This window comes from Dactylosporangium sp. NPDC005555, from assembly GCF_040605635.1.
In the GTDB taxonomy this organism is placed as follows: Bacteria; Actinomycetota; Actinomycetes; order Mycobacteriales; family Micromonosporaceae; genus Dactylosporangium.
Genome location: NZ_JBEXDG010000017.1, coordinates 1 through 11,925 on the forward strand (window position 1 = coordinate 1; position 11,925 = coordinate 11,925).

At 72.9% G+C, this 11,925-nt stretch carries 12 protein-coding genes; 8 read left to right on the forward strand and 4 right to left on the reverse strand.

The window, feature by feature from the left end; genetic code table 11:
• Positions 1-300: 300 nt before the first annotated feature.
• The gene (locus ABZS58_RS20575; RefSeq protein WP_354783673.1) at positions 301-1,533 is read right to left on the reverse strand and encodes an ROK family transcriptional regulator; all 1,233 of its coding nucleotides are present in this window, start codon (positions 1,531-1,533) and stop codon (positions 301-303) included.
• Between the two features lie 120 nt (positions 1,534-1,653).
• Between ABZS58_RS20575 and ABZS58_RS20580 the strand changes: the two genes are divergently transcribed.
• The 6 genes from ABZS58_RS20580 to ABZS58_RS20605 all read left to right on the forward strand — a co-directional run bounded on the left by ABZS58_RS20580 (position 1,654) and on the right by ABZS58_RS20605 (position 6,136).
• Positions 1,654-2,646: a PAS domain-containing sensor histidine kinase gene (locus ABZS58_RS20580; protein ID WP_354783675.1), complete on the forward strand. Its 993-nt coding sequence runs from the start codon at positions 1,654-1,656 to the stop codon at positions 2,644-2,646.
• 23 nt (positions 2,647-2,669) lie between these two features.
• Positions 2,670-3,209 (forward strand): YciI family protein, encoded by a 540-nt coding sequence (locus tag ABZS58_RS20585; protein ID WP_354783677.1) that lies wholly within the window; start codon positions 2,670-2,672, stop codon positions 3,207-3,209.
• Between the two features lie 81 nt (positions 3,210-3,290).
• On the forward strand, positions 3,291-3,644 hold the full coding sequence (locus ABZS58_RS20590; RefSeq protein ID WP_354783679.1) for a hypothetical protein: 354 nt from the start codon (positions 3,291-3,293) through the stop codon (positions 3,642-3,644).
• 32 nt (positions 3,645-3,676) lie between these two features.
• Positions 3,677-4,489 (forward strand): universal stress protein, encoded by an 813-nt coding sequence (locus ABZS58_RS20595; protein WP_354783681.1) that lies wholly within the window; start codon positions 3,677-3,679, stop codon positions 4,487-4,489.
• Positions 4,490-4,834: 345 nt separating this feature from the next.
• A complete protein-coding gene (locus ABZS58_RS20600; protein WP_354783683.1) occupies positions 4,835-5,179 on the forward strand; it encodes a hypothetical protein in 345 nt (114 codons plus the stop codon).
• Positions 5,180-5,221: 42 nt separating this feature from the next.
• Complete coding sequence (locus ABZS58_RS20605; protein WP_354783685.1) at positions 5,222-6,136, forward strand: SDR family oxidoreductase; 915 nt, start codon at positions 5,222-5,224, stop codon at positions 6,134-6,136.
• Here ABZS58_RS20605 and ABZS58_RS20610 read toward each other — a convergent pair.
• Together ABZS58_RS20610 and ABZS58_RS20615 are read right to left on the reverse strand one after the other, a co-directional pair.
• The gene (locus ABZS58_RS20610) at positions 6,127-7,311 is read right to left on the reverse strand and encodes a WYL domain-containing protein (protein WP_354783687.1); all 1,185 of its coding nucleotides are present in this window, start codon (positions 7,309-7,311) and stop codon (positions 6,127-6,129) included. The two genes, ABZS58_RS20605 and ABZS58_RS20610, sit on opposite strands and share 10 nt — an antisense overlap.
• Positions 7,312-7,314: 3 nt before the next feature.
• On the reverse strand, positions 7,315-7,977 hold the full coding sequence (locus tag ABZS58_RS20615; RefSeq protein ID WP_354783689.1) for a hypothetical protein: 663 nt from the start codon (positions 7,975-7,977) through the stop codon (positions 7,315-7,317).
• A gap of 93 nt (positions 7,978-8,070) precedes the next feature.
• Between ABZS58_RS20615 and ABZS58_RS20620 the strand changes: the two genes are divergently transcribed.
• Together ABZS58_RS20620 and ABZS58_RS20625 are read left to right on the forward strand one after the other, a co-directional pair.
• Positions 8,071-8,475, forward strand: coding sequence for a transcriptional repressor (locus ABZS58_RS20620; RefSeq protein ID WP_033358852.1), 405 nt, complete (start codon positions 8,071-8,073; stop codon positions 8,473-8,475).
• 229 nt (positions 8,476-8,704) lie between these two features.
• On the forward strand, positions 8,705-9,295 hold the full coding sequence (locus ABZS58_RS20625) for a TMEM165/GDT1 family protein (protein WP_354783691.1): 591 nt from the start codon (positions 8,705-8,707) through the stop codon (positions 9,293-9,295).
• Positions 9,296-10,414: 1,119 nt separating this feature from the next.
• Here the strand turns inward: ABZS58_RS20625 and serS are convergent.
• Positions 10,415-11,707, reverse strand: a complete 1,293-nt coding sequence (serS, locus tag ABZS58_RS20630; protein ID WP_354783693.1) for a serine--tRNA ligase — start codon at positions 11,705-11,707, stop codon at positions 10,415-10,417.
• Between the last annotated feature and the right edge of the window lie 218 nt (positions 11,708-11,925).

The following is an 11,925-nucleotide window of genomic DNA, read 5'->3' on the forward strand; positions in this document are numbered from 1 at the left end:
ACCGGCAGCCACACAACACCCGCAACCCGCCACCCACCACACAAAACCAACGACACCAACACCCCCACAAAACCAACAAGACGTTAAACGCCAAGGCAAAAAGTCTTCCGGATCATGGAGACCGCGGCCCTCGGCGGCGGCCGGCCACCGGATGCCGCGTGAGCGGATCCCAGGCAGCGCGGGACGCGCGGCTGTGCGCCGCTTGCGGCGCATTGGGGGTCCGGGGTGAGAATCCCCCGGCGGGACCCGCGCGAAGCGTGGGGCAGCGAGCTACAGCGAAGCTGAACGCGGGTAAACAGCTTAGCTGGGGCGGCGGAGGGTGGCGAGGATGGTGTCGCGGACGGCGGAGCGGCCCGCTTCCTGGGCGCCGAGGAGGGCGGCGTCGTCGTGCAGGGTGCTCGCGGCGATCGCCGTCTCCAGCGGGGCGGCCTCGGCCAGGGCCGTCGCGACGGCCGTGCTCAGGACGTCGCCGCCGGCCTGGCCCACCTCGCCGCCGATGACGACCAGCGGGGGGTCGAGGACGGCGACGACGGCGGACAGGCCGATCGCGATCCGGCCGGCGAGTGTGGTGATGAAGCTGCGGGCGGCGTCGTCGCGGGAGCCGGCGCGGGCGACGGCGGTGGTCATGGTGCCGGCGGCGGTGCTCTCCTGGATGCCGTACTCGGCGGCGAGGTCGAGCACGGCGGCGCCGCCGACGAGGTCCTGGAAGTCGACGCGGCCGGTGAAGCCGCGGCCGCCGCCGGTGACGCCGGGCAGCATCATCGGCATGTAGCCGATCTCGCCGGCGCCGCCGCGGGCGCCGCGCAGCAGGGCGCCGCCGAGGTCGATGGCGAGGCCCAGGCCGGCCTCGCCGAGCCACAGGAGGGTGAAGCTCTCCGCGTCGCGGCCGGCGCCGTGGGCGCGTTCGGCGACGGCGGCGAGGTTGACGTCGTTGTCGACGCCGACGGGGACGCCGAGGCGGCGGCGCAGGTCGTCGAGGAGGCCGGGGCGGCTCCAGCCGGGGACCTCGACGTGGTGCAGGACGTCGGTGCGCGGGTCGAAGGAGCCGGCGACCGCGATCTGCACCTGCGCGACCGGGTCGGGGGCGATCCGCGCCTCCTTGCACACGTCCTGGACGGCGTCCACGACGGCGGAGACGGGGTCGGTCCGCGTGAAGTCCACCGCCAGGTCCAGCCGGCCGCGCACGATGCCCGCGAGGTCGGTGACGGCGGCGGTGACGGTCGGCAGGTCCGAGCCGCTCGCACCGGGGGAGGCGGCCCGGTCCCGGACCGACAGCGCCACCGAGTAGGCCGCGTCGGGGTTTACCGCGTAGACCTCGGCGTTGGGGCCGGGGCCGGCGCTGACGTAGCCGACGACCGTGACGAGCTTTGCCTCGGTGAGCCGGCGCAGCGCCTCGGAGATCGTGGGTTTGGACAGGCCGGTGAGCTCACGCAGGTCCCCGCGCGTGAGTGGGCCTCGTTCGAGGATGTGGCTCAGGGCGGCCGCGTCGTTCATGGCCCTGAGCAGCTTGGACGATCCGCCGAGATGCGTCATGGTGGCTCGAACCGTATGGGTGCCCGTCGGCGGGTGTCAATCGCCGCTCGCGGTCGGGTGGCCGTCACCTAAACTCATATCAGGGCCAAAAGCGACAAACCGACGAGAAGCGGGTCAGGAATGACAGTCGATCCGGCGCTGCTGGAGGCGGCGCTCGACCAGCTCGGCACCGGGCTGCTGGTCACCAGCGCCGACGGCACCGTCGTCGCGGCCAACCAGGCCACCCATGACCTCCTCGGCGAGCAGGCGACCGGCCGGAAGGTCGGCGACACCGTCGCCGCGGCGATGACCGCGCAGGACTCCGGCCGCTGGTCGCCGCGGCCCGGGCTGGTCGTCGAGTGGAGCTGGAGCCCGCTGCTGCCCGGCACCCCGCAGGAGGGACGCTGCCTGGTGCTGCGGGACGTGTCGCACCGCATCGCCGACCGGGCCAGGCTCCGCCGGCAGAACCGGGCGCTCGCGGAGCTGGTCGCGATGAAGGCCGAGTTCACCGCCGCCGTGAGCCACGAGCTGCGCACCCCGGTCACGTCGATCGCGGCGATGTCGGAGCTGCTCGGTGAGGAGGTGACCGAGCCGGACCCCCTCGCCGCGCCCGTCGCGGCGGTCGCCCGCAACGCGCAACGGCTCCTCGGCCTGATCGACACCGTGACGGAGCTGGCCCGCATCGAGAACGCCGCTCCCGCCGGTACCGGCGAACCGGTCGAACTGCAGGACGTCGTCGCCGACGCGTTGCGGGGCTGGGCGAGCGCGGCGAACAGCGCGGCCGTGCACCTGACCGGCCGCGGCGGCGCCGGCGCCACCGTGCGGGGCGAGGCGGTGCTGCTGCGGCGGCTGGTCGACGCGATGATCGGCATCGGCCTCGCGGCGGCCGAGCCGGGTGCGCTGCTCACCGTCGCCGTCGCGGCGGCCGACAGCGGCTGGCGGGTCACGGTGCCGATCGGCGGGCGCGGCGGCGACCGGCTCTTCACCTCCTCCGCGGTCACCGGCGACGGGGTGCGGCACGACTCGACGGCGCTGATGCTGTGCCGGGCCATCGTCGCGCGGCACGGCGGCCGGCTGACCACCGACACCGACCCGGAAGGCGCCGCGGTGCTGGCCGCGCATCTGCCCGGTTAACAGGCATGGAAGACTGCCGCACCATGCTGCATTTCGTGTGGGGCGTGGACGTCCCCGGCACTGGCCCGCTGCGCATGGAGCTCCTGGAGAAGCACTGGGCGTACATGGACGGCTATGCCAGGCAGCTGACGGCCCGCGGCCCGACACTGACGCAGGACCGCGCCGAGGCGACCGGCAGCATTCACATCGTCGACCTGCCGGATCTCGCCGCCGCGCGGGCGTTCGCGTTCGACGAGCCCAACCACCGCGCCGGCGTCTACGATCCGGTGTTGCTGCTGCGGTACGAGGACACCCTCGGCGGCACCATGTGGCAGCATGCGTCCGGCCGCGGCGGCGACGGCTTCCTCCTCATCGGCCACGCCACCCCAGGCACCCGACCGGCCGCGCCCCTGCCGCCGCCGCCCGGGCTGCTCGCCCGCGGTGAGCTGTTCTCCCACGACGACGGCGGTTGGCTCGGCACCGCGGTGCTGGTCGAGGCGGCGCACATGGACGCCCGTGCCGTCCTGCCCGGCGTGTACGACGAGGTCGAGGTCCACCCCTGGCAGATGGGCGGGCGCAGGTAACGGCTCCCACCTCTGCGGATCTTGCCGGAGCCGTGTACGGTGCCGGTCGATTGATCCGAACGCGAGGGGAGCGCGGGTGCCATGCACATCAACGACTTTTTGACTGCGATCCCGATCGGCCTGCTCATCGGTGTCCTCGGCCGGCTGGTCCTGCCGGGCCGCCAGTCGATCGGCCTGTTCATCACGTTCCTCATCGGTGTGGGCGCCGCGCTGCTCGGCACGCTCGTCGCCGAGCTCGTCAACCTCGACGACAAAGCCCTGGTCAAGGTCTGGAAGATCGAGTGGAGCTGGTGGGAGCTCGCGATCCAGGTCCTGTTCGCCACGATCGGCATCGGGCTGGCCAACATGCTGACGTACACCAGGCTCGCGTCCGGCAACCCGAAGCCCCGCAAGCGCGCCAGCCGCCCGCGCCGCCGCAAGAAGGCAGAGGACTAGCCGTTCCCCGTCCCGCGAGGGACGTTGGATCCATGGACAGACCAGTGGTCGTCGGCGTCGACGGGTCCGCGGCGAGTCTCGGCGCCGTGCGGTGGGCTGCGGACGAGGCCGCCCGGCACGACCGGACACTGCGGATCGTGCACGCGATGTACTGGGAGGGCCCCGCGGACGGGCAGGGGGTCGTGCTCGACGCGGCCGCCGACGCGCGGGGCTGGCAGCCGGGCATCGCCGTGGAGACCGTCACCGTGGGCGGCCAGGCCGCCCGGGTGCTGCAGGAGCAGTCACGGGTCGCTGGCCTGGTGGCGATCGGCGGCAGGCCGCACGACGGCGGCCTGCTCAACTCGTCGGTCGGCACGCACCTCGCCGCGTACGCGCACTGCCCGGTCCTCGTGGTCAACCGCGGCGAGCGGTGGCTGACGTCTGCTTTCACGGCGGACGTGGCGGGCCCGGGCACGGACCCGATGACGGCGCTGCCCGCATCGGCGCCCGTGGTGGTCGGCGTCGACGGGTCGCCGTCGGCGTGGCGCGCCCTCGAGTTCGCCTACGCCGAGGCGCTGTCGCGGCACGTGCCGCTCGTCGCCCTGCACGCCGGCCAGGCCAGGCCGCACGCGGCCGTCCACGCCGACCTGGCGCCGTGGCTGCGCGACCACCATGACGTCGACGCGCGGTTCGCCGGGTCGGACGAGCCGGTCCTGGAGGCGTTGACCGGCGCGGCGAGCGAGGCGCTGCTGCTCGTCCTCGGCGCGCGCCGGATCGCGTGGTTCGAGCATCCCCGCCCCAACCCGCGCACCCAGCTCATCGTCCACCACGCCGAGAGCCCCGTTCTGGTCACCCGCAGCGTCTAGGCTCCCACGGCGAGGCCGCCCTGGTCGTACACCGGGCGCTCGACCTGCAAGGCCGGCAACGCCGCGGTCGCGTCCGCCACGCCCTCCTCGCCGGTGCCACGGGTGGTCGGCGTGGGTGCGGACCGCGGACCCGGCCGCCACCGGCGCGAACCCGTCGACGCCCCGCCCGCCGGGCCGCGCGGCAGTGCCTCGGCGCGGACGGCGGCCGCCGCGTCGGCTGAGCCGAGCGTGACCGTGGGCGGCGGTCCGTCCGGGGCCTCCGGCCGGGCTCGCGCATCCGTTGACGTCTGTCGGGGCGATACCCGCTCGACACCGCGCCGTGCGGGAGGGCATGCTCGCGGGACGATGGGGGCACTCGACATGGTCGCCGGGCGGGTCGCCGGTGGCGCGACCATCAGTTTCCGGCCCAGCGGTTCGTCGATGGTTCCGCTGGTGCGGAGCCGTCAGCTGGTCACCGTCAGCCCGGTCGACCCGGCCGCGGTGGAGGTCGGCGACATCGTCCTGGCGAAGGTCGCCGGCACCGTGTACCTGCACCTGGTCTCCGCCGTCGACGCGGCCGCCGGGCGGGTGCAGATCAGCAACAACCGCGGCCGGGTCAACGGCTGGACGGGCCACGCCAAGGTGTACGGCATCTGCGTCGCCGTCGACGGCGTCCCCCGCCCCCGTGTCACCGGGAAGGTCCTTCGGTAAGTCGGACATCGGTTGTCAGGTTTTTCTGGCAGCGTGAACGGTATGGAACAACCACTGAAAGGCAAGGTCGCCCTGGTCGCGGGCGCGACGAGGGGCGCGGGACGGCAGATCGCGGTGCAGCTCGGCGCGGCGGGCGCCACCGTGTACGCGACGGGACGCACCACCCGTGCGCAGCCCTCGGAGATGGGCCGGCCCGAGACGATCGAGGAGACCGCCGAGCTGGTCACGGCCGCGGGCGGCACCGGCATCGCCGTGCAGGTCGACCACCTCGTGCCCGACCAGGTGCGCGACCTGGTCGCCCGGATCGACGCCGAGCAGGGCCGCCTCGACATCCTCGTCAACGACATCTGGGGCGCCGAGGGGCTGTTCACCTGGGACAAGCCGCTGTGGGAGGACTCCCTCGACACCGGCCTGCACATCCTGCGCCTGGCGATCGACACCCACATCATCACCAGCTACTTCGCGCTGCCCCTGCTCATCCGCAAGCCGGGCGGCCTCGTCGTCGAGGTGACGGACGGCACGCTCGAGTACAACTCGGACAACTACCGCGTCTCGTTCTTCTACGACCTGGCGAAGATGTCCGTCCTGCGCCTCGCGTTCTCGCAGGCCCACGAGCTGAAGCCGCACGGCGCGACGGCCGTGGCGGTCACGCCGGGCTGGCTGCGCTCGGAGATCATGCTCGAGCTCTTCGGCGTCACCGAGTCCAACTGGCTGGACGCGACCGCCGCGGAGCCGCACTTCGTCATCTCGGAGACCCCCGCCTACCTGGGCCGCGCCGTGGCCGCGCTCGCCGCCGACCCGGACGTCGCCCGCTGGAACGGCGAGTCGCTGTCGAGCGGGCAGCTGTCGCAGGTGTACGGCTTCACCGACCTCGACGGCAGCCGCCCCGACTGGTGGCGGTATTACCGTGAGGTCCAGGAGCCGGGCAAGCCCGCCGACGCGACCGGCTACCGGTAGAGCTCGCCCATCCGGTGCGCGGCGGCGCGCATGAGCTCGCGGAGTCCGTCGGGGGCGAGCACCTCGACCTCGGGCCCGAGCCGCAGCAGCTGCGTGTACGCCACACCGATCGACTCCACCGGCAGGTCCAGCACCACCCGTCCGAGCTCGTCGGGCGGGTGGTGTGTCGCCTCCCGCACCGCCAGCGCCTCCACCGCGTGCCGCAGCAACCGCAGCCCGGCGGGGGTGAGGCGGACCGTGACCCGCTCGGCGAGGACCCGCCGGACGAACTCGTCGGCCCGCACCGCCCAGAACCCGCCCAGGTCGAACCCCGGGTCCCGGGTGAACGCCGCCTCGTCGACGGTCAGGTCGGCGATCCGGTCGACCCGGTACACCCGCAGATCCCCACCGACCCGCCCGACGAGATACCACGCCCCGTTCTTGAGCACGAGCCCGTACGGCTCGACGACCCGCGTCACCGCCTCCCGCTCCAGCCCCCGCCCGGCGTGCTGCCCGCCGCCGGTGGCGCCTTCACGCCCCGCAGGCCCGGCGCCCCGGTCCTCGCGCTGTTCCCCAGTGGTGCGGGCGGTGCCGTCCGGTCGTGCGGCCGCGGCGGCGTCGTGGTGTCCCTGAGTGGTGCGGGCCGTGTCGAGGCGTCGTGCGGGTGCGGCGGCGTCGCGGTGTCCCTGACCTGCGCGTGCCGCGTCGAGGCGTCGCTCGTACGTCAGCCGGACCACCCGGTCGTCCCACACCGCGCGCGCGAGCTCGGCCAGCCACGGCGGCGGCTGCGCCGGGTCCTCGAACCACCCCGGCACATCGAGGTGGAACCGCTGCCGTGCCCGGCTCGACGCGTCCCGGATCGGCGCGGGCAGCGCCGCGGCCACCTTCAGCTCCGCGACGGCGAGCACGTCCCCGAGCCCCATGTCGCGGGCCGGCCCGGGCAGCCCCGACAGGAACAACGCCTCCGCCTCGGCCCGGCTGAGGCCGTTGAGCTTCGTGCGGTACCCGTCGAGGAGCCGATACCCGCCGGCCCGCCCCTGCTCCGCGTAGACCGGCACCCCAGCCGCGGACAGCGCCAGGATGTCCCGGTAGATGGTGCGCTCGGACACCTCCAGCGCCTCGGCCAGCTCGCCCGCGGTGACGGTGCCCCCGGCCTGCAGCAGCAGCACGAGCGAGATGAGCCGCGACGCACGCACCCCCTACACCGTTCCCGGCTCCGGCCCGGCGTCCTCCGCCGCCGGATTCGAGGCCGGACTCAGGTTCGGAGCCGGACCCGATTCCGGGCTCGGGTCCGGAGCGGGACGCGGAGCCGGGACCGGACTCGGGCTTTCGGCCGGATTCGGGCTCGGAGCCGGATTCGGATTCGGAGCGGGACGCGCGGCCGGGGTTGGGCTCGGGACCGGACTCGGAGCCGGGCTCGGAGCGGGACGCGGGGCCGGGGCGGGGGCCGGGTGCAGGGCCGGGCTCGTGCTCGGCGCTGAGCTAGGGGCCGGGGGCTGAGTGGGACCCGGAGCCGGAGGCTCGTCGTCGCCCGGCGGGTCGAGGGTGTCGACGAGCCGGCGGATCTCCTCAGGGGAGGCCGCACCGTCCAGCTCGACGGTCACGTCGCCGCGCACGATGCGCACCCTCGGTGGCCGGGGGCGGGTGCCGCGCCACGTCACCACCGCCAGCAGCAGGCCGCCGAGCGCGATCCCGTTGCTGACCACGGCGTTGACGACCTCGAGCGCGGCGCCCATCTCGCCCGGACGTGGCGCCGCGGGGGTCAGGCTCACCCGGACCGTGCGGTAGATCTCGTCGTCGCGGAGCCACCGATACAGCTGCCGCAGCGACTCCTCGTCGTCGACCTCAACGCGAATGTCCACGACGGAAAGGTACCGCGCGGGTACGACGTTTTCCGTGCGCGAACCGAGGTGCGCGGTGCGGTCCTCTGGTGAGGTCACGCTAAGCTTTTCCGGGTGAACGACGTGGAGCAGCACCCCGCCCGGCGCAACACCCGCCAGCGTGACGCCGTGATGACGCTGCTCAGCAACGTCGACGGGTTTCACAGCGCCCAGGAGCTGCACGTCATGCTCCGCGAGCGGGGCGCCAACGTCGGCCTCACGACCGTGTACCGCACGTTGCAGCTCCTCGCCGAGACCAACGAGATCGACGTCATGCAGGTCCCGGGCAGCGACACGCGGTACCGGCGCTGCAGCGACCGACACCACCACCACCTCGTCTGCCGCGGCTGCGGCCGCACCGTCGAGGTCCTCGGCCCCGCCGTCGAGCGCTGGGCGGACCGCATCGGCGAGGAACACGGCTTCACCGACGTCAGCCACACCCTTGAGATCTTCGGCACGTGCGGGCGCTGCGCGCGCTGATCGCGGCCGCTCATCCGGTACGCTGACAGGGCGCGAAGGGGAGTAGTCCTCCAACTGCGTGGTCGACATACTGGGGCGCTCGCGTCCCCGGCCACGCGGCCCTCGGGTAGCCGGTTCCTCTGGCCGGCGATCCACAGGGCGGACGAGACCTTCGACTCAGGCTGAACAAGCCGGGTCGAGGTCGTCCGTGCCCTCCTCCCGGTTCTCTCCGGGAAGGTTCTTCACGTACATGAGCGGTTTCCTCGCTGCCCTCGCGATCAGTTTCGGCGTCATCTTCGTCGCTGAACTGGGTGACAAGTCCCAGCTGATGGCACTGACGTTCGCGACCAGGTTCAAGACCGTGCCGGTCCTCATCGGCATCACCATCGCCACCGCGGTCGTCCATCTCGTCTCCGTCGCCGTCGGGTACGGCCTCGGCGCCGCCCTCCCGACCGGCTGGATCGCCCTGGTCGCGGCCGTCGCGTTCTTCGCCTTCGGCGCCTGGACCCTGCGCGGCGACTCCCTCACCGCCGCCGAACGTGACAAGGCCGCCCAGCCCACCACCCGCTCCGCGATCATCGTCGTCGGCGTCGCGTTCTTCCTGGCCGAGCTCGGCGACAAGACCATGCTCGCCACGATCACGCTCGCCACCCAGCACGGCTGGTTCGGCACCTGGCTCGGCTCCACGATCGGCATGGTCGTCGCCGACGCCCTCGCCATCGTCGTCGGCCGCGCCCTCGGCAAGCGCCTCCCGGAGCGCACCATCAAGTACGGCGCCGCGGTCCTGTTCTTCCTGTTCGGCGTCTGGCTGCTGATCGACGCCATCCGCGAACTCACGTAACCCGCGCCTTTCGACGTCGAGGGCGGTGCGTCCACGCCGCCCTCGACGTCGACGGATCGCGCGTGTACCGCCCAGCGACACCACCACGCCGCGCCGGTGACGGGGGCGACGCGGTGGCTTCCGGTCCTGCCGACGCTCGAAGCGGTGACAGGGCGGCCTGCGCGTCTCGGCCGTGCATTCGGCAGGCTTGCAGGGTCTCTCTCCCCCCCACGTCGGTCCAGGACATGGCCTCCGCGACCAGGGCCGGCGGGCATGGCAAGGACCGGTGCGGGAGCCGGCCGGACTCCGGGCCGCACACGACCCGGCCGGATGCCCTGCGGCACACGAACGATCGGGCCCGGCCGCACGCAATCGCACCGGCGCGTGGTCGAACAACCGGCGGCAGCCGGCGAGAAGCGCGAGGATCGTCAGGGCACAGGCGGCGTCCGGCTGCACGCAATCGGCCGGCCGCCGGTTGCGCACAAACGATCGGACCTCGGGCTGCACGCGAATGGCCGGACGCCGGACGGGTCAGATGGCCCCGAACGGTTTCGTGGCCGAGATCGAGGACCGTGGGCGTCGCGGGCAGATCGCACGTAGTCGACCGGACCTGCGGCTGCACGCAACGGGCCGGACGCCGGTCGTGGGCAACTGCTGGGCCTCCCGGCTGAGCTCAATCGACCGGAGTCCAGCCGCACATAACGGGCCGGAGTCCAGTTGCACGCGGCCGGTCGGTGCCCGCGGCACATGGCACGGTGTTACCCCGGTGGTGCGCGACCGGCTGGATGTCCTGCGGGTGCATGCAACGCGCCGGACGTCGGTGGGCAACTGCCGGGGCTCCCGGCTGGGCTCAACCGGCCGAAGTCCAGCCGCAGACAACCGGCCGGAGCCCGGCCGCACGCGGCCGGTCGGGTGCCTGCGGCACACACAACGGTGTGACCCCCGGACGTGCGTGACCGGCTGGATGTCCCGCGGCGTGCAGCGGGCCCGCGGCACGCGGAACGGTGTGACCCCGGTCGTGCGCAACCGGCTGGACGACGCGCAGCGGCCAGAGCCTGGTTGCGTGCGGCGGCTGGACGTCCCGCGCACGCAACCGGCCGGACCCCGGCTGCGTGCGCAGGACGAACGGTCGAAGGGGTGTTACCGGCGCTTGGCGGGCTTCTCGATGCGGTCGGTGCCGACCTTCTCGCGCAGGACCTCGGGGACGAGGACCGAGCCGTCGGGCTGCTGGAACTGCTCGAGGATCGCCGGGAAGATGCGGCTGGTCGCCAGGGCGGAGCCGTTCAGGGTGTGGACGAAGCGGTTGTTCTTCGAGCCGGGCACACGGTAGCGGATGCCGGCGCGGCGGGCCTGGTAGTCGCCGGCCCAGGAGACCGACGAGACCTCCTTGTATTTGCCGGTGCTCGGCATCCAGACCTCGATGTCGATGGTCTTGCGCATCGAGGCGCTGGAGTCGCCGGCGGCGAGCAGGGAGCGGCGGAAGTGCAGGCCGAGCGAGCTCACCAGGTCCTCGGCGTAGCCGACCATCTCCTCGAGGGTCTTCTCGCCGTCCTCGGGGGAGGTGAACTGGAAGATCTCGACCTTGTTGAACTGGTGGCCGCGCACGGTGCCGCGCTCGTCGGAGTGCGAGCCGGCCTTCTCGCTGCGGTAGCAGGGCGTGTACGCATACGCCTTGTGCGGCAGGTCGGCGGTCTCGAAGATCTCGTTCTGGTAGGCGCCGAGGATCGCGGTCTCCGAGGTGGGCAGCAGGAAGCGGCCGCGCTCGTCGCCGTCGGTGGCGATGTGGAACACGTCGTCGTAGAACTTCGGGAACTGGCCCGCGGCATAGCCCGCCGAGTCCAGCAGCAGGTGCGGCGGCAGCATGAACTGGTAGCCGGCGGCGAAGTGCCGGTCGATGAACCAGTTGACCAGGGCCCACTCCAGGCGGGCGCCCCAGCCGGTGTAGATCCAGAAGCCGGAGCCGCCGAGCTTGACGCCGCGCTCGAAGTCGACGAGGCCGAGCTCGTTGGCGAGGGTCACGTGGTCGCGGACGTTGTCGATCTTCGGGGCCTCGCCGAAGATCTTGACGACGACGTTGGCCTCCTTGCCGCCGGCCACGACGTCGTCGGCGGGCAGGTTGGGCAGCTCGCTCATCGCGGTGGTGAGCTGCTCCTGCACGGCCGCGAGGCGCTCCTCGAGCTCCTGCAGCGCAGCCTTCGCGTCGCGGGTGGTCGGCTCGACCGCCTGGCCGGCCGCCTTCGCGGCGCCGAAGGCACGGGCCTCCTCCTTGCGGCGGGCCCGCTCGGCATCGATGTCGCCGATGAGCTCACGGCGCTGCTTGTCCAGCTCGGCGATGGCACTCAGCGAGCGGGACACCTCGGACGGCTCGAGCCTCTTGGACAGAGCGGCCTCGACGGAGGCCCGGTCCTTGCGAATCAACTCGATGTCGAGCATGTCTGCCGCGCACCTTTGCCTAGTTTTTCGGGACGCCATGGATGTTACCGGGTAGGTCCGACACAATTTCCCGCCCGCCACCGCATGTGCCTGCTCGCGCCGCTCGCCAGGGAGCCCGCACACGGCTACGCCCTGGTCCGCCGTGTCGGGGTCCCGGGCCCGTGCCGCAGCACACCCGCGCCGAGATCGTCGCCGCCGCTGTGGTCCTGGCCGACGCC